Source organism: Rhodoblastus sp., from assembly GCF_052145335.1.
GTDB lineage: Bacteria > Pseudomonadota > Alphaproteobacteria > Rhizobiales > Beijerinckiaceae > Rhodoblastus.
Map to the genome: position 1 here is coordinate 1 of NZ_JBKQOU010000225.1, position 16,859 is coordinate 16,859.

The 16,859-nt window shown below is 63.6% G+C and carries 16 protein-coding genes and 1 pseudogene; 14 read left to right on the plus strand and 3 right to left on the minus strand.

Going from position 1 to position 16,859, the window contains the following annotated elements; translation table 11 throughout:
• The 5 genes from ACLP2E_RS14410 to ACLP2E_RS14430 form a co-directional block, all read left to right on the plus strand.
• Positions 1–978 (plus strand): FAD-dependent monooxygenase (locus ACLP2E_RS14410; RefSeq protein WP_442466329.1); only part of this gene is annotated, 978 nt, incomplete at its 5' end.
• Between the two features lie 2 nt (positions 979–980).
• Positions 981–2,030, plus strand: coding sequence for a hypothetical protein (locus tag ACLP2E_RS14415; RefSeq protein ID WP_442464685.1), 1,050 nt, complete (start codon positions 981–983; stop codon positions 2,028–2,030).
• A 44-nt stretch (positions 2,031–2,074) separates the two neighbouring features.
• Positions 2,075–3,052, plus strand: coding sequence for a fumarylacetoacetate hydrolase family protein (locus ACLP2E_RS14420; RefSeq protein ID WP_442464686.1), 978 nt, complete (start codon positions 2,075–2,077; stop codon positions 3,050–3,052).
• 18 nt (positions 3,053–3,070) lie between these two features.
• Positions 3,071–3,940 carry a pirin family protein gene (locus ACLP2E_RS14425; protein WP_442466330.1) on the plus strand — a complete coding sequence of 290 codons (870 nt, stop codon included), beginning with the start codon at positions 3,071–3,073 and terminating at the stop codon, positions 3,938–3,940.
• Positions 3,941–3,991: 51 nt separating this feature from the next.
• Positions 3,992–4,519: a flavin reductase family protein gene (locus ACLP2E_RS14430; protein WP_442464688.1), complete on the plus strand. Its 528-nt coding sequence runs from the start codon at positions 3,992–3,994 to the stop codon at positions 4,517–4,519.
• A 412-nt stretch (positions 4,520–4,931) separates the two neighbouring features.
• On the opposite strand, the gene ACLP2E_RS14435 is transcribed toward ACLP2E_RS14430, so the two are convergent.
• Positions 4,932–5,669 (minus strand): GntR family transcriptional regulator, encoded by a 738-nt coding sequence (locus ACLP2E_RS14435; protein ID WP_442464689.1) that lies wholly within the window; start codon positions 5,667–5,669, stop codon positions 4,932–4,934.
• Positions 5,670–5,748: 79 nt separating this feature from the next.
• Between ACLP2E_RS14435 and ACLP2E_RS14440 the strand changes: the two are divergent.
• The 5 genes and pseudogenes from ACLP2E_RS14440 to ACLP2E_RS14460 form a co-directional block, all read left to right on the plus strand.
• Positions 5,749–5,934, plus strand: a pseudogene (locus ACLP2E_RS14440) (ATP-binding protein); the annotation flags it as partial.
• 199 nt (positions 5,935–6,133) lie between these two features.
• Complete coding sequence (locus ACLP2E_RS14445; protein WP_442466331.1) at positions 6,134–6,820, plus strand: TetR/AcrR family transcriptional regulator; 687 nt, start codon at positions 6,134–6,136, stop codon at positions 6,818–6,820.
• 68 nt (positions 6,821–6,888) lie between these two features.
• A complete protein-coding gene (locus tag ACLP2E_RS14450; protein ID WP_442464690.1) occupies positions 6,889–7,020 on the plus strand; it encodes a hypothetical protein in 132 nt (43 codons plus the stop codon).
• 255 nt (positions 7,021–7,275) lie between these two features.
• On the plus strand, positions 7,276–8,013 hold the full coding sequence (locus tag ACLP2E_RS14455) for a TetR/AcrR family transcriptional regulator (RefSeq protein ID WP_442464692.1): 738 nt from the start codon (positions 7,276–7,278) through the stop codon (positions 8,011–8,013).
• Positions 8,014–8,132: 119 nt separating this feature from the next.
• A complete protein-coding gene (locus ACLP2E_RS14460; RefSeq protein ID WP_442464693.1) occupies positions 8,133–9,176 on the plus strand; it encodes a phosphotransferase family protein in 1,044 nt (347 codons plus the stop codon).
• Position 9,177: 1 nt separating this feature from the next.
• Here the strand turns inward: ACLP2E_RS14460 and ACLP2E_RS14465 are convergent, their stop codons facing one another.
• Together ACLP2E_RS14465 and ACLP2E_RS14470 are read right to left on the minus strand one after the other, a co-directional pair.
• Complete coding sequence (locus tag ACLP2E_RS14465) at positions 9,178–9,873, minus strand: histidine phosphatase family protein (RefSeq protein ID WP_442466332.1); 696 nt, start codon at positions 9,871–9,873, stop codon at positions 9,178–9,180.
• 77 nt (positions 9,874–9,950) lie between these two features.
• The gene (locus ACLP2E_RS14470) at positions 9,951–11,192 is read right to left on the minus strand and encodes an acyl-CoA dehydrogenase family protein (RefSeq protein ID WP_442466333.1); all 1,242 of its coding nucleotides are present in this window, start codon (positions 11,190–11,192) and stop codon (positions 9,951–9,953) included.
• A gap of 192 nt (positions 11,193–11,384) precedes the next feature.
• On the opposite strand from ACLP2E_RS14470, the gene ACLP2E_RS14475 reads away from it, so the two are divergent.
• From ACLP2E_RS14475 to ACLP2E_RS14490, 4 genes are all read left to right on the plus strand, one after another.
• Positions 11,385–12,149 carry an SDR family oxidoreductase gene (locus tag ACLP2E_RS14475; RefSeq protein ID WP_442464696.1) on the plus strand — a complete coding sequence of 255 codons (765 nt, stop codon included), beginning with the start codon at positions 11,385–11,387 and terminating at the stop codon, positions 12,147–12,149.
• Positions 12,150–12,300: 151 nt separating this feature from the next.
• The gene (locus tag ACLP2E_RS14480; protein ID WP_442466334.1) at positions 12,301–14,385 is read left to right on the plus strand and encodes a 3-hydroxyacyl-CoA dehydrogenase NAD-binding domain-containing protein; all 2,085 of its coding nucleotides are present in this window, start codon (positions 12,301–12,303) and stop codon (positions 14,383–14,385) included.
• Positions 14,386–14,416: 31 nt separating this feature from the next.
• A complete protein-coding gene (locus tag ACLP2E_RS14485; RefSeq protein ID WP_442464698.1) occupies positions 14,417–15,595 on the plus strand; it encodes an acetyl-CoA C-acyltransferase in 1,179 nt (392 codons plus the stop codon).
• A partial coding sequence (locus ACLP2E_RS14490; RefSeq protein ID WP_442466335.1) for an acyl-CoA dehydrogenase family protein occupies positions 15,595–16,859 on the plus strand: 1,265 nt, incomplete at its 3' end. The genes ACLP2E_RS14485 and ACLP2E_RS14490, both read left to right, overlap by 1 nt.

Here is a 16,859-nt window from a genome sequence, read left to right on the forward strand (position 1 = left end):
CCGGCGAAGGAATTCCTGCAGACCTTCGGCGTTGTCTGGCACTATCAGACCCCCGACGGCGCGACCCTGATCGCGCAGGACGACAAGGAGATCTGGACGCTGCATGTCATGCTGCCGCCGGGAACCGACGAGGCGGCGATCGACCCCAAACAAATCGTCTACCGCGCGCTGGGCCGCGAATTCCCGCTGGAAGTGCTACAGGCCAATGCCTGGTCGCCGCATCTGGTGGTCAGCAACGGCAGCGGGCGCGGCCGTGTCTGGCTGGCGGGCGACTCGGTGCACCAACTGATCCCCACCGGCGGCTATGGCATGAACACCGGTATCGCCGAATCGGCGGATCTGGCGTGGAAATTCGCCGCCATGTTGCAGGGCTGGGGCGGGCCGCGCCTGCTCGGGACCATCGAAGCCGAAAGGCTCCCCATAGCGCAGTTCTCGGTTGATTCCTCGCGCGAGAACACGGCGGTGCGTCTGCAGATCGCGCAGAACTACGATCCGGTGATCCATGAGGACAGCCCAACTGGCGCGGCTGTGCGCGAAAAGCTGGGCAAGCTGATCATTGAACTTGGCAATGCGGAAAACGAATCCCTCGGCGTCGAACTGGGCGCGCGCTACCGCAACTCGCCGATCATCCGCCACGAGGACAACGAGCCCGCGTGGGATCGTATCAGGTTCATTCCCTCTACCTGGCCGGGCGTGCGCGCGCCGCATGTCTTCCTCGACAGCGGCGAGGCGATTTTCGACCTGTTCGGACATGGCTTCACGCTGGTCCGCTTCACCGACGCCAATGTCGACGGTTTCATTGCCGCGGCGGCGGAGCGCGGCGTGCCACTCAAGCTGCTCGATGTGCGCGACGCGAACGCGCACAAGATTTACGAGCGCGATCTCGTGCTGGTCCGGCCCGATCATTACGTCGCCTGGCGCGGCAACGCGGCGCCGGCCGATGCGCTGGCCATTATCGATCACGTAAGGGGAGCCTGACCATGCCGCAACCCGTGAACCCCTTCGCCGACATCGCCCCGATCACCCGCGCCGACGCGCTGGCCTATGTCGTGCTGGAAAGGCGCGATGTCGCGACGCAGGCGCGCTTCCTGCACGACTTCGGGTTTACCGCAGTCGAGCACAGTGGACCCAACGTCTACTTCCGGGGCTTCGGTGAGCAGCCCTATTGTGTCGAACTGATCCCCTCCGAACGCGACGCCTTCGTCGGTTTCGGCCTTGTCGCGGTCGAAAGCGGGGATCTCGACCGGCTGGGCGCGGCACATGGCCTCGCCCCGGCAGCCAATAGCAAACCCGGCGGCGGCCGCGTGCTGCGCCTCGTCGATCCCAACGGCTACCGGGTCGATCTGGTCCATGGCTTCACCCCGGCCAAGGCCCATGTGCCGCGATCGGCGATCGATAATGGCAACACGCCCTGGGCGAAGAAGCGGGTCAACGACGGTGTGCGCGCGCCGCTGGGACCCTCGCCCGTGCGTGGGCTCGGCCATCTGGTGATCCAGACGCCGCTATTCGAGCAGACCGTGCGCTGGTATATGACCAACTTCGGCTATCTCCCGAGCGATCTGCTCCAGACCGCGAGCGGGGTGACCGGCCTCGGCTTTTTCCGCTTCAACCGGGGCGACAAGCCCGCCGATCACCATGCGCTGGCGATCGCATTCGGGCCGACGCCGGCGATCTTGCATATCTCCACCGAAACCATCGATACCGATGCCGTCGGGCAGGGCCAGAACTATCTGCGCGCGCAGGGCTGGCGGCATTTCTGGGGGATCGGCCGGCACATCCTCGGCAGTCAGATCTTCGACTACTGGAAGGATCCGGCGGGCGATGAATGGGAACATTATGCCGACGGCGATGTGATGACGGCGGATTATCCGGTCGGTTTTCACGCTTTCGACCGCGCCGGCCTCTGGGCGTGGGGTGACGATCTTCCCGCCTCGATGCGTCCCGCCGGGCCGCTGCCGGAAGCGGCGCCGCCGGTCGTGCGTGAAATGGTCGATGCGCTGCTGGCGCCTCCGCGCCCCTGGCTCGACTGACGCAACCTTGACTGACGCTATTAAGGATTCCGGGGAGAGGCAAAATGCCCATCAGTGTTGTTCGTTACAAGGTGGACGGCGAGGCCCGCTGGGGTCGGCTCGTTTCCACGGGACCAACGCGGCCCGACGATCTAGTCACGGTCGAACCGCTTGTGTCCTCGGCGCCGACCACCGCCGCACTGCTCGCGGAATATGACGCCAAGGGCGATCTGCCCGGTTCGGGCGCGACCGTCTCGCTGGCCGCAAGCGGCATTACCAGCCCGGTGACCCGTGACGCCACGATCATCTGTCAGGGACTGAACTATAACGATCACGCGGCGGAATCGGGCCATGGCGCCCGCAAGGCCAACCTGCTCTTCTCCAAAGCCAGTTCCTCACTGAATGGCCCCTATGACGACATCATCCGCCCCGACGGCGTGGAACTGCTCGACTACGAAGCGGAAATCGGCATCGTGCTGCGCAAGGCCTTGACGGCGGGCACCCTCGTCAGTGAGGCCGATGTCGGCGACTACGTCGGCGCGGTTGTATTGTGCAACGATGTCAGCGCGCGCGACGTCATGTTCGGCGCCTCGTTCCTCCAGTGGTTCCAGGGCAAGAGCTATCGCACCTTCTGCCCCGCCGGACCCGTGCTCTACCTGCTGAAGCCGGAAGAAGCCGCGAGCGTGCTGGGCGATCTCAGCTTAACCCTCGATTATCGCGGCTCGACCCGCCAGTCGGCCAACAGCGCCCAGCAGATCTACAAGGCGCCCGAAACGCTGACCCAGATCGCAGCGCTGCTCGATCTCAAGCCGGGCGATCTCGTGCTGACCGGGACGCCGGGCGGTGTGCTGGCGCAGGGATCTCCGACGCTGGCGCGGATCATGGCCGCCAATCTGTTCGACGACGCCATCCGCCGCGCCGAACTGGTCGCAGAGAGCAAGAAGGTCGACCCGTTTCTCCAGCCCGGCGACACATTGACGCTGCGCCTGCGCGACGAGGCGAACGGAGTGGACCTCGGCGGACAGTTCAGCCGTATCGCCTGACGCCAAGGGGGGAATGACGTGTCCGGACAGCATAGGCATTGGCGAGCCGAGTATGTCTTCGCCGCCTCGCGCACCCTCGAAGGCGATGGGTTCGAGGTCCGGCGGGCCATTCCCGCGCCGAAACTCGACGCGGTCGGGCCCTTCATCTTCCTCGACCATTTCGGCCCCGTCGATCTCGCGCCCGGCGCGGCGCGGGGGGCCTCGGTTCACCCCCATGCGGGGATTGAAACCATCACCCTGCTGCTTGAAGGCGGGATGATCCATAAGGACAGTCTGGGCAATGCCAGCACAATGGCGCCGGGCGAGGTGCAATGGCTGCGGGCTGGGCGGGGAGTCGTCCACGACGAGCAGCCGGCGTCCGCGCTGAAGGATCGGGGCGGACGGATCCATGGCGTTCAGCTGTGGCTGAACATGCCTGCGTCGCGCAAGCACGACGCGCCAGCGTACCGCCACTTCACCCATGCCGACGTGCCGCAATTGCAACAAGGGCCAACGTCGGTGAGGTTGATTTCAGGCGAGGTCCAAGGCCGGCGCGGGCCGATCGTCAGTTTCGGCGGCCCGGTGCTGTTGCACATTACGGTCGCAGAACCGGCGACGTTCGAACTCGCGGGAATCGCGGCCCGCGAACTGGCGCTCTACGTCATGGTCGGCGAGGTGCGCGTGGCCCCGGACGAGCCCTGGATATCGGCCGGTTCGATGGCTCGGCTTGGCGGCGAGGGAGGAACGCTTCGTTTGGAAGTGGCGCACGCGGCCGAGCTGATCCTGTGCGGCGGCGATCCGCTCGACCGGCCGATCATCCGCCATGGTCCTTTCGTGATGAACAGCAAGGACGATCTGGGCCGCGCGTTAGCTGATTTTCAATCGGGACGCATGGGGCGCATCGCCTGAACCATCGCCCGGCTCTTTCGGAAATTTGTACATGTTTTCGGAGATTTGCACATGAACATTCAACTCTGCAACGCTACGTCCACCAACCGCAAGGCGATCGATCCCGCGCGGTTTCGCGGTGTCATGGCGCATTACCCGACCGGGGTCTGCGTGATTACAGCGCAGAGCGATACCGGCGGCCTTCACGGCATGACGGTCGGCTCCTTCACCTCGGTTTCGCTCGAGCCGACGTTGATTGCGTTCTTTATAGGCAAGCACTCCTCGAGTTGGGCGACAATGGCCCCCATCGGGCGGTTCTGCGTCAACGTGCTGGCGAGCGGTCAGGAGCATGTGAGCCGCAGGTTCTCGAGCCGCGCGCCGGACAAGTTCGAAGGTGTGGGCTACACGATTTCCGAGAGCGGCAACCCGGTGCTTGACGATGTCGTGGCGGCGATCGAGTGCGAGATCCAGGGGGCAATCGACGCGGGCGACCATCTGGAAGTACGGGGGATCGTCGTCGGGGTGCACGCCCATGCGGATCGTCGCCCCCTGCTTTTCCTGAACCGCGAATATGGATCGTTCGAGCCCGCGTCAGGCTGATTTCGCCGCCGGCCGATGAGGGCCCGGCGGTCACCCCAAGCCTTCGAGAGCGGCAAGCGTCATTCGCGACAGGAGTGGAAAGGTCTCCGGCGGCGGCCATGGCGTCCTGACCTTTTGCATGGACCGGCTGCGCGCCCGGTCATGACGGCTACACCGCGAGCCGCAGGATCGGAAGTCGCCCAAGCTGGTCGGAGCGGGGCGCGAGCTGAAAGGGGATTAGGGGCGCACTGCAGGACGACTGCAAGGAGCCTTATCGCGACCCTGGATTGCGCCTGCACGCCTCAGCGCCTTCGGCCTCATTTGGAACGATCGTGACGAGGGCGACCAGATCTGCGGCGAATGATCCGCAGAGGTCCCGGGCGACGGCGTCCTCCCGACCAAGTGTCTCGGCGCAACGGCGACGAGACGAGCTTCAAGGCCGTCTCGCGGCTGACCGCTTCAATGGCCTGCTCGGACTAAGAACTCGCTCATCGGAGTCGGCTTTAGCTTGCTCGATCATTTGCAGCACTGTGCGGCTCGTGGCGCCAATATGATCACGCATTAACGTAATCGCCTTATCCACATCGCGGGCAAGCGCCGCATTCAACAAGAGTTGATGGTCGGCGTCGGTCTTCTTGATCCGGCCATCGCTCCCATGGCCGAGAACGGACATTCGGCGGTAACGTTCAGTTTGCTCGAACAGGTTGCGGCGAATCTGAAGCAAGGTTTCATTGTCGCAAGCAGCGACCAGAGCTTCGTGGAACTTCGAGTGCGCATCGCGCCAGCCGTACTTGTCTCCAAGATGACGCCCTGTCCCGCGCAAGACGTGAGCAGCCGCAATCAAACGGCTTTCCCATTGGAGTCCGCCACAACGCAATGACCGTGCCAGGCAGAGCACCTCGATCTCCATCCGGGCTTCGGTGACATCCAGTAGCGAATCCGGCGAAATCGGGGCTGCGCGGAATCCTCTTTGCGGAGTCGCAACCACGAGCCCTTCGGAGCTTAAACGCGAGAGCGCCTCACGGATTGCGCTTGGGCTCACACCGTAACGCGCCGCCAGAACGTTGCACTTCAGGCGATCACCCGGGCGAAGCTCACAACTAAGGAGCGCCTCTCGCACAGCCCAAAAGGTCTGCTCGGTCTTGCTAGCGCTGGGAACATCACCACTCATAAAAATCACTATCGCACAAACAAGATTCGTACGAAATATCGTTTTTCTTGCATTTCATCAATATCTGGAGCTTAAAGCGCAGAAGCTGCAAATCGCCTGGCGCGAGCTCGGGCTCGAAGCCGCGATCGACCGCTTCGACCTGCGCATTCTCGACGATATGGCCTACGTCACCAAGGACCAGGCCGAAACCAGCGTGCTGTTCGAACTGATCAGCGCCCGTTACGAGAGGCGACCCATGCACATCACCGCCAACCAGCCCTTCGGCGGGACGTCCGGCCGCCCAAGCGACACTCGCCGATCTCGCCGACGCCGATCTCGCAGATTGACGCTCCGCTACAATAAACGTCGAAAACCTCTTGCGTGCGTCAATCAACGCAGCGAATATCGGCGCCGCCGCGACAAAAAGACTCTCATCCAGATTGTCGCGCGCATTTCATCGAGATTGTCGCGCTATACCGCGCAACATGATCGACCTTCTTAGAATGGTTATGATCAGCGTGACTGAGATTCGCACACAATCGGGTGTTGGGGAGCGGGCTAGCAATGACACCGCTCATGCTAGCATAAGGAGGGCGGCCGCCGCACTATTTGCAAGTCAGGGTCTCAGCGGCACTTCTATGAGACAGATCGCAAGGGCGTCAGGGCTCCACGTATCAAGCCTGTACTATTACTTCGCTACGAAGGATCAGCTTTACCGAGCAGTAATGGGCGATGCTTTGGATGCGGTGGGTGAGGCTGCATCGAGATCGTTGAAGACAAGGGGAGGGGCAAAGGCGCAACTGAAGCAATTTGTTGGCGCCATCGTTGACCTTTTTTCGAGCGGTTCAGTTGAGATGGCGCTCATCAATCAAAGCCTCCACGCCTCCGACTCCGCATATGCGCTCGAGATAGGGAAAGCGGTTATTGCGGACCGAAGAGAAGCTAGACAGCAAATTACGAAGCTTATCGAGACGACGTCAGCTGACATACTGACGAGTATACCGGCCGATCGATTGGGAGACATAATATTCGCGATGATATATGGAATTGTTACTCTCCGCGAGATGCATGAAGCGGTTACCAGTAAAGAGAGGCTTACTAGTGCGGCTATCACTGCCGAAGTGATGGCTATGTTAGACGCAATGTTGGGTTTGTCCTTACCAAAAAAATGACGGGATCGCGTGGCGCGTGATCGCGGGTCGCTGTTGTCTCTCCGCCAGACCTCACCTTTGGTGATGTGATGGCGTGGCCAGCGCTGTTTCTCGGCGCGATCGGCGAGGCGCCCGGCGGGCTCGACGCCGAACAGGTCGCCCATCTCGCGGTAGAAGTCGGCGAGATTGGCCTGGAGCCAGCTGCAACAAGCCTATCTTGACGGCGCGCTGCTGCGAGAGCCGCGCGGCGAGAATGCGCAAGGTGACCGACTTGCCTTTGCCGGGAGCCACGGTGACGAGGGCGACGCCGCCTTCGCCAACCAGCTGCTAAACGCGCCAGCGGAATATCTCGATGCGCGGCGTGGCATGGCATGGAGCGCCTCGACCGGCACGTCGGACGCAAACGGATTCCGTTTCAATTTCCAGTGGCCTGCAAGCGGGTTTTCTTGGTAGTTCCTTATGATCAAGGAGACGCCATGGCCAGCCTGAAAGCATTCCTTTCTCAAAACGACCTATCGACGCCAGCATTGTGTGGCGAGATTTTCGATCGCCACCAGGACACCATCAACGTCAAGAAGCGGCATGTGGCCGTAGCCAAACTGGCTCGCATCATCCCAGCCGCTCTGTCGATTTCCAATGAGAGGGGTTTCCGCGCCATGTCGCTCCGCGACTTGGCCAAGGAAGCCGACCTCAGCATGGGGGCGCTGTATGCCTATTTCGACAGCAAGGAAACCTTGCTGATGATGATCCTGCTGGAGGTCCAGGCCGTCGTCCTGCGCGTGCTTCAGGTTCCTCCGGACCTGGCGGGTGACCCGGCGCAACGGCTTCGTTGGCTGATCCGCACGCACATCTACCTGACGGAAGCGATGCACTCCTGGTTCATCTTCTCCTTCATGGAGGTGAGAGCCTTCGACGAGCGGGCCCGCAAATTCATCTTGGAGAGCGAAATGGTGGCGGAATCCCTGTTTTTCGATGCGCTTGCCGAAGGGAAACGGAAGGGAGTCTTCAAAATAAATGATGTTCAAATGACTTCCGCGCTGATCAAACCGATGCTGCAAGATTGGTATATCAAGCGCTGGAAACATCGCCGGCGCAAGATCACCCCCGACGATTACGCCGACTTCCTGACCTCTTTCATCGAGGCGGCGATCGTACGATCCGCCAGTTCGGTCTGGCCTGACGCGGACGGGGTGTCGCCCTCCCCTTGTCGATAGTTCCCGGTCGATCGTTTCCTGTCGTTGGCCAAGGGTCGCCAATGGGAGAAGGCTGTTGCGCGATCATGTGCGCCCCTCTATAAATAACGAGCGCTCGATTTTTTATGCAGGAGCCAACAGTGACGGATCTGATGGGGGAAATACCCCCGGTCTCATTGCCTTTCGACATCGACAGGCTCAAGGACTACCTTCGCCCGTGCTTGCCGGGGACCGGCGGAGACATGCGTCTTTCCGCCATTAGCGGCGGACAGTCCAATCCCACCTATTTTGTCACCTTCGCCGAGGGCGGCGATTTCGTCCTGCGCAAGCAGCCGCCAGGGGAGCTTCTTCCCTCGGCCCATGCGATAGATCGCGAATACCGCATTCAGGCGGCGCTGGCCGCGACCGACGTGCCGACACCGAAGACGTTGCTGTTCTGCGACGACAGGCGCGTCGTCGGCACACCCTTCTACGTCATGGAGCGCCTGACCGGCCGCGTTTTTCATCAGTCCGCTCTGCCGGACTGCACGCCGGCCGAGCGGGCGGCCATCTACGACTCGATGAACGAGACGCTGACGCGGCTCCACAGGGCCGATTGGCAGGCCCTGGGCCTGGCCGATTACGGCAAGCCGGGCAATTATTTTTCGCGCCAGGTGACCCGTTGGGTCCGCCAGTACCAGACGTCGAAAACCCGCGACCTGCCCGATATCGAACGGCTGGCCCTCTGGCTGCCGGACAATATTCCACCGGGGGACGAAACCACCATCGTTCACGGCGACTACCGCCTCGGCAATCTGATGTTTCACCCCACCGAGCCGAGGGTGATCGCCGTCCTCGACTGGGAGCTGTCCACCCTCGGCCATCCCCTGGCCGACCTGGGCTACAACAGCATGGTCTGGGTTTCGTCACCCAGCGAATACGACGGCATCCTTGGGCTGGACCTTGAGGCGCTGGGAATTCCGTCCCTCGATGATTATGCCGCCGCCTATTGTCGGCGCACCGGCCGCGCCGACGGTCTTCGTCCCTTTCATGTCGCCTTCTCGCTGTTCCGCCTGGCTCTGATCCTGGAAGGGATCGCCGCGCGGGCCGCCCAGGGCAATGCCGCCGCGGCGAATGCCCAGGAAGTCGGCGCCCTGAGCATCGCCTACGCCGCCCAGGGTTGCAGAGTCGCGGGCCTGCATTGAACTACCAATAGGTGACGAGTTCATTGTCCCCTTTCGCGCGCAAATGGGCGACGGAATTGAAGGTGGCGAGGGCGAACCCCGACCGCCCGTAATGGATCTCGGTGATGGAGGCGTTGAAGATTCGCCAGTTCAGCGAAAAGGCATATTCGGGCGGGAGGCCGAGGATTTCGCTGACCGCGGTCCCAATGACTCCGCCCGAGGTGAAAATGGCCAACAGGTCGGCTTTGCCGCGTCCGGCCAGGCGCCCTTCCAACCCCCCGAAGACGCGGCGCCGAAACCCGGCCCAGGTCTCGACCCCGGGCGCTTCGTGGCCGCTTTGCCAAAGCCCGACGACCGCCGCCAATGCCTCCATGTAGAGGCGCCGGTCGGCGTGCAAGTCAGCACACGCAGCCGCGATCCTGGCGTTCGAGGCGGCCACCACCGGAAGATAGGCGTTGAATAAATCGACGAGTGGGTATTCGTCGAAGTGGTCGCTGGCGACATGGGCTTTCGGGACATCCAACCTCTGCAAGGTGTGGAGGGCGGTGTCGACCTGACGCCTGAGTGTGCCGGAAAAGGCCGCGGCGAGGGGGCGGCCTTCGCGGGACAGTTGCTCGCCGAGCAGGCAAGCCTGCCGTATTCCCGTCTCGCTCAGACGATCGTAGTCGGCGGTGCCGAACGAAGCCTGGCCATGCCGGATCAAAAGGATGGACGTCATCGTGTCGCGCCGCCTGGAGTCTCTTGTTCGAGCAGGATTTTTGTCTGAAAACCGATGTCCACTTTCGGAAATCCTGCTTAGGGGAGGGTCATGTAGGCGGCGCCGGCGCCCAGGGTTTCCCTGCTCTTGCGGATCTCCTGGCGGCCGATGGCGCGCAAATGGACTTCGTCCGGTCCGTCGGCGATGTGCAAGGCGCGCCCCAAGGTCCACAGGTTCGCGAGCGGCGTGTCGGGCGACAGCCCCATGGCGCCGAAGGTCTGTATGGCGCGGTTCAGCACATTGGTGTGCACCGTGGGCACGACAGCCTTGATCATCGAGATTTCGTGACGGGCGGCCTTGGCGCCATAAGTGTCGATCAGCCAGGCGGTCTTCAGCACCAGCAGCCTTGCCTGCTCGATCTCGCACCGCGAACGGGCGATCCACTCGGTGACGACTCCGTGATCGTGGAGATGCTTCCCGAACGCCCGCCGCTCCTGGGCCCGCTCGCACATCAGTTCGAAGGCCAGCTCGCTCTGGCCGATCGACCGCATGCAATGGTGGATGCGGCCTGGCCCCAGGCGCGCCTGCGCAAGGGCGAAGCCCGACCCTTCCTCGGACAACAGGTTCGAACGCGGCGTCCGCGCGTTGCGGAAAAGCACCTCGCAATGGCCTTCCGGGGAGTGGTGATTCATGACGCTGATGTTGCGCACCACCTCGACGCCGGGGGTATCCATCGGCGCCAGGACCATGCTTTGGCGCCGGTGCGCTTCGGCATCGGGATTGGTGACGCCCATGACAACGGCGACCTTGCAACGGGGGTGCGCCGCGCCAGTGATGAACCATTTGCGGCCGTTGATGACGTAGTCGTCGCCGTCGCGGGCAATCACGGTGGCGATATTGGTGGCGTCGGACGAAGCCACGTCCGGCTCGGTCATGGCGAAGCACGAGCGAATTTCGCCATCCAGCAATGGCTTTAGCCATTGTTTCCGTTGTTCCGGCGAACCGAACATATGGAGAAGCTCCATGTTGCCGGTGTCCGGCGCCGAGCAGTTGAACACCTCCGACGCCCACTGGATGCGCCCCATGATTTCGGCCAGCGGCGCGTATTCCAGGTTGGTCAGGCGCGTGCCCGGTTCGTCCTCGTGAAGATCCGGCAGGAACAGGTTCCATAGCCCCTCGGACCTGGCCAGCGCCTTCAGATCCTCGACCACCCGAGGGGCGGCCGAACCGGCCTCGACCTCCCTTAGCCAGATCTTGTTGGCCGGAACCACATGGCGGTCCATGAATTCGCGCAGGCGCGACTGCAGCTCTTTCGCCTTCGGCGGATATTCGAAATGCATAGGCCCCTCCTAAAGGCTGGTTTGTCCGATCGGCGTGGCGCTCATCGTGCTGAGAAATACCGCCTTGACAATGCGCTGGCGTTTTTTATAAAACGAGCGCTCGAAAGATTCAATGCCCGTTTTCGATCCCGGTCGGGGCGGCTCGGCGCAAAAAGAAGCCCGTTGTCGAACGGCGCGGCCAGGAGGGGCGGAATGGGTAGGGCCTTATTCGATCTGAGTGGAAAGGTCGCCTTGGTGACCGGGGCGAGCCGCGGCATCGGCCGGGCGATTGCCGAACTACTGGCGGAGCAGGGGGCGCATGTCATCGTCTCCAGCCGCAAGCTGGACGACTGCAAGATTGTCGCCGACGAGATCCGCGCGACCGGCGGCAAGGCCGACGCGCTGGCCTGCCACGTGGGCAGGATGGAGGACATTTCGGCCGCTTTCGACCATATCGAAAAGACCTATGGCCGCCTGGACATTCTGGTCAACAATGCGGCGGCCAATCCCTACTACGGCCATATCCTGGACACCGACCTCGCCGCCTACGACAAAACCGTCGAGGTCAATATCCGCGGCTATTTTTTCATGTCGGTGGCGGCCGGCAAGATGATGAAACGGCAGGGCGGCGGGGCGATCGTCAACGTCGCCTCGGTCAACGGCCTGCAGCCGGGCGACAGGCAGGGCATCTACTCGATCACCAAGGCCGCGGTCATCAACATGACCAAAGCCTTCGCAAAGGAATGCGGTCCCCTGGGGATTCGGGTCAACGCCCTGCTCCCGGGGCTGACCAAGACCAAGTTCGCCGGCGCCCTGTTCGACGACAAGGACGCCTACGACTACGCGATCAAGCAGATTCCGCTGCGGCGTCACGCCGAGCCGCGCGAAATGGCCGGAACCGTCCTGTACCTGGTGTCGGATGCCGCCAGCTACACCAACGGCGAATGCATCGTCGTGGACGGCGGATTGACGATCTAGAGCGTTTTCAAGCGAAGTGGAACCCCGTTCGCGTGAAGACCCAAAGGTCCGCGCTAGCGAATACGCGTAAAAACAAAGAACCAGAGCCCCGCTCCGATTCAATCGGAGCGGAAAAGGCTCTGGCGCGCCAGGCCCGGAAACAAGGACACCCATGACCAGCACCGTATATGCAACGCGCGGCGCCGTCGCCGTCATCACCCTGAACAACCCGCCGGTCAACGGCATGAATCACGCGGTGCGCCAGGGCATTGTCGCCGGCCTGGACCGGGCCGCCGCCGACGCCGCCGTCAAGGCCGTCGTCATCATCGGTTCCGATCGCCTGTTTTCGGGCGGCGCGGACATTGGGGAATTCGGGACGCCCAAGACCATAGCCGAACCCAGCTTGTGGACGGTCATCGACACCGTCGAGAAATCGACCAAGCCGGTCATCGCGGCCATAGGCGGCGTGTGCGTAGGAGGCGGTCTGGAACTGGCGCTGGGAGCGCATTTTCGGATCGCCAAGCCGGACGCCTCGATCGCTCTGCCGGAAGTGAAGCTCGGCCTGCTGCCGGGCGCCGGCGGCACCCAGCGCCTGCCGCGGGCCATCGGCGTCGAGGCAGCGCTCAACCTCATCGCCAGCGGCCAGCCGGCGCCGGCCGAGCGCTTCAAGGGGACGGCGCTGTTCGACGAATTCGTCGAAGGCGATCTCCTCGACGCGGCCCTGGCTTTCGCTGAAAAGGTGGTGGCCGAGAAGCGGCCGCTGAAGCTGGTGCGCGACATTAAGGTCGACCATCCCCAGCGAGAAGCCTACTTCCAGTTCGCCCGCAATACCGTTCGGGCCGTCGCCGGCCCGCTGCCGGCCCCGCTCAAATGCGTCGAGGCGGTGGCGGCCGCCGTCGGTAAACCGTTCGACCAGGGAATCGCCGTCGAGCGCTCGCTGTTCATGAGCCTGATGGGTTCGCCGGAATCGCGCGCCCTGCGGCACGCCTTCTTCGGCGAGCGCGCCGCCTCGAAGATCCCCGACGTGCCGGACGACACCCCGATCCGCAAGGTCGCCAAGGTTGGCGTCATCGGCGCGGGGACCATGGGCGGCGGCATCGCCATGAATTTCCTGAGCGCCGGCATCCCGGTCATCGTGCTGGAGATGAAGCAGGAGGCGCTCGACAAGGGCTTTGGCGCCATCCGCGCCAATTATGAGGGCGCGGTGAAGAAGGGGCGGCTGTCCCAGGACAAGACGAGCGCCTGCCTCGGCCTGCTGAAGGGCTCCCTGTCCTACGCCGATCTCGGCGACTGCGACCTGATCATCGAGGCGGTCTACGAGGACCTCTCCGTCAAGGAAGCCGTGTTCAAGGAACTGGACAAGGTCGCCAAGCCCGGCGCCATCCTGGCCTCCAACACCTCGACCCTGGATGTCAACGCCATCGCCAGCTTCACCAAGCGGCCGACGGACGTGGTGGGATTGCACTTCTTCAGTCCGGCCAATGTCATGAAGCTGCTGGAAGTGGTGCGCGGCGCGGCGACGGCCAAGGACGTGCTGGCCACGGTGATGCAGCTGGCCAGGAAGATCAGGAAGACCGCCGTGGTCGCCGGCGTCTGTGACGGCTTCATCGGCAACCGCATGATCGAGCACTACGGCCGCATGGCGGCGCTGCTGGTGGAAGAGGGCGCCACCCCGTGGCAGGTGGACAAGGCGCTGGAGAAATGGGGCATGGCCATGGGGCCGTTCCGCATGTTCGACCTTGCCGGAAACGACATCGCCTGGGCCATCCGCAAGCGCCGCTACGTGGAAATGCCGCATATCCGTTACGGCAAGTGCGCCGATCGACTGTGCGAACTGGGCCGCTTCGGCCAGAAGACCGGGAGGGGCTGGTATCTCTACCTGCCGGGGAACCGCAACGCCATTCCCGATCCCGAAATCGAGGAGATGCTTGCGGCTTACCGGAAAGAAAATGGGGTCACGCCCCGCAAGATCTCCGATGCCGAGATCGTCGAACGCTGCATCTATGCTTTGGTCAACGAGGGAGCCCGCCTCCTGGAGGAAGGCATCGCCCAGCGGGCCTCGGATATCGATATCGTCTACCTGAGCGGCTACGGGTTTCCGGCGCATCGCGGCGGCCCGATGCTCTATGCCGACGAGGTTGGCCTCTACAAGGTGGCCCGGCGGATGAAGGAGTTCGCCGCCAACTCCGGAGACAACTTCTGGACCCCGGCCCCGCTGATCGCCCAGAGGGTTGCCGAAGGCAAGTCCCTGACCTGAGCCGCCACCAGACAAGTTTCCGGAGACCATCATGACCGACGCTGTTATCGTATCCACCGCCCGCACCGGATTGGCCAAGTCCTGGAAGGGATCCTTCAACATGACCCATGGGGCGACCCTGGGTGCGCACTCCGTCAAGCACGCCGTCGCCCGCGCCGGGATCGACCCGGCCGAGGTCGAGGACGTGCTGATGGGTTGCGCCTTGACCGAGGGCGCCTGCGGCTCCAACATCGCTCGTCAAGTGGCCTTGGCCGCCGGCCTGCCGGTGACCGTGCCCGGCGCCACGGTGAACCGCTTCTGCTCTTCGGGCTTGCAGACCATCGCCATGACCGCCCAGCGGATCATCGCCGGCGAGGGGGATGTCTTCGTCGCCGGCGGCGTCGAGAGCATCTCCTGCGTCCAGAACGAGATGAATGTTCACATGCTTGTGGATCCGGCGCTGGCGGCCAGCAAGCCGGCCATTTACTGGCCGATGCTGCAGACCGCCGAGACCGTCGCCAAACGCTACAACATCCCCAGGGAGCGCATGGACGAGTATGGGGTGCGCAGCCAGCTCAACGCGTCGGCCGCCGCCGCCGCCGGCAAGTTCGACGACGAAATCGTGCCGATGACCGTCACCATGGGCGCGGTCGACAAGGCGAGCGGCCAAATCGTCACCAGGGAGGTGACGATCGCCGCCGACGAAGGCATTCGTCCAGACACTACCCTGGAGGCGGTGTCCAAGATTCGCCCGGTAGCGCCCGGCGGCCTGGTGACCGCCGGCAACGCCAGCCAATTCTCCGACGGCTCCTCGGCGGTGGTGTTGATGAACGCCAGGCGCGCCGAGCAGAAGGGATTGAAGCCGCTGGGCATCTTCCGCGGCTTCGCGGTGGCCGGGTGCGAACCCGACGAGATGGGGATCGGGCCGGTCTTCGCCATTCCGAAGTTGCTCGGCAAGGCCGGTCTTTCGGTTGAGGACATCGGCCTTTGGGAGCTCAACGAGGCTTTCTCCGTGCAGGTGCTGTATTGCGCGGACCGCCTAGGCATTCCGATGGATCGCCTGAACGTCAATGGCGGGGCGATCGCCGTCGGCCATCCCTATGGCGTTTCGGGCGCGCGCCTGGTGGGCCACGCGCTGATCGAGGGCCGCCGTCGCGGCGTCAAATATGTCGTCGTCACCATGTGCATCGGCGGCGGCCAGGGGGCGGCCGGGCTGTTCGAGGTCGCCTGATGCCGGCCCTGCTCAACGAACGGGATCTCCAGTTCCTGCTTTACGAATTCCTCGACGCCGAGGCGCTGCTGGCGCGGCCGCGCTACGCCGACTGCTCGCGCGAGGTGTTCGACGCCACGCTGGAAACGGGGCGCCAGATGGCCGAGGAGGTTTTCGCCCCCCACAACGCCAAGGGCGACGCCAACGAACCTCGGTTCGATGGCGGGCGGGTCCACATGATCCCGGAAACCAAAGCGGCCTGGGACGCTTTTGCCGAAGCCGGCTTCCTGTCGGCGCATTGGGATGCCGACGAAGGCGGGCTGCAGATGCCGGAGGTGGTTCTGCGGGTGGCGATGGCGTGGTTTCAGGCCGCCAATGCGGGCAGCAGCGGCTATACGTTTCTGACCATGGGCGCCGCCAACCTGTTGCGCAGTTTCGGCAGCGACGCGCTGAAGGCCCGCTATCTCGCCCCCATGGGCGATGGCCGCTTCTCCGGAACCATGGCGCTGACCGAACCCGGCCAAGGCTCCGCCCTTGCCGACATCAGGACAATGGCCGAGCCGCGGGCCGATGGCTCCTATCGCATCTTCGGCCAGAAGATGTTCATCTCCGGCGGCGACCAGAGCCTGACCGGCAACATCGTCCACATGGTCCTGGCGCGGATCAAGGGCGGGCCGCCGGGGGCCAAGGGCATATCGCTGTTTCTCGTGCCGAAGGTGCTGGTCAACGAGGACGGAAGCCTGGGCGAGCGCAACGACGTCGCGCTGGCCGGACTGTTGCACAAGATGGGCTGGCGCGGCACCACGTCGACCGTGCTGTCTTTCGGCGAAAAGCACGGGGCCGTCGGCTATCTTCTGGGTGAGCTGGGCACAGGGCTCTCCCAGATGTTCCAAATGATGAACGAGGCGCGGATCGGGGTCGGCCTTTACGCGGCCTGCATCGCCAGCCGCGGGCATCAGCTGGCCCTCGACTACGCCCGGCAAAGGCCCCAGGGGCGGCTGCCGTCGAACAAGGATGTATCGTCGCCACAGGCGTTGCTGGTCGAGCACGCCGATATCCGCCGCATGCTGCTGGCACAGAAGGCCTATAGCGAGGGGGCGCTGGCGCTCTGCCTTTATGCGTCTTCGCTGTTCGAGGACCAGCACACCCATCCCGAGCCGCAGGCGCGGCGCGACGCCGCGCTGCTGCTCGACCTGCTGACGCCGGTGGTCAAATCCTGGCCGGCCAAATATGGCTGCGTCGCCAACGATCTGGCGATCCAGATCATGGGCGGCTCAGGCTATAT

Coding starts and splice junctions, on each gene's coding strand:
- ACLP2E_RS14480 (WP_442466334.1), top strand. CDS start 12,301: ATGACCAGCACCGTATATGCAACGCGCGGCGCCGTCGCCGTCATCACC.
- ACLP2E_RS14445 (WP_442466331.1), top strand. CDS start 6,134: ATGATCGACCTTCTTAGAATGGTTATGATCAGCGTGACTGAGATTCGC.
- ACLP2E_RS14430 (WP_442464688.1), top strand. CDS start 3,992: ATGAACATTCAACTCTGCAACGCTACGTCCACCAACCGCAAGGCGATC.
- ACLP2E_RS14470 (WP_442466333.1), bottom strand. CDS start 11,192: ATGCATTTCGAATATCCGCCGAAGGCGAAAGAGCTGCAGTCGCGCCTG.
- ACLP2E_RS14435 (WP_442464689.1), bottom strand. CDS start 5,669: ATGAGTGGTGATGTTCCCAGCGCTAGCAAGACCGAGCAGACCTTTTGG.
- ACLP2E_RS14455 (WP_442464692.1), top strand. CDS start 7,276: ATGGCCAGCCTGAAAGCATTCCTTTCTCAAAACGACCTATCGACGCCA.
- ACLP2E_RS14465 (WP_442466332.1), bottom strand. CDS start 9,873: ATGACGTCCATCCTTTTGATCCGGCATGGCCAGGCTTCGTTCGGCACC.
- ACLP2E_RS14450 (WP_442464690.1), top strand. CDS start 6,889: ATGGCGTGGCCAGCGCTGTTTCTCGGCGCGATCGGCGAGGCGCCCGGC.
- ACLP2E_RS14415 (WP_442464685.1), top strand. CDS start 981: ATGCCGCAACCCGTGAACCCCTTCGCCGACATCGCCCCGATCACCCGC.
- ACLP2E_RS14485 (WP_442464698.1), top strand. CDS start 14,417: ATGACCGACGCTGTTATCGTATCCACCGCCCGCACCGGATTGGCCAAG.
- ACLP2E_RS14475 (WP_442464696.1), top strand. CDS start 11,385: ATGGGTAGGGCCTTATTCGATCTGAGTGGAAAGGTCGCCTTGGTGACC.
- ACLP2E_RS14420 (WP_442464686.1), top strand. CDS start 2,075: ATGCCCATCAGTGTTGTTCGTTACAAGGTGGACGGCGAGGCCCGCTGG.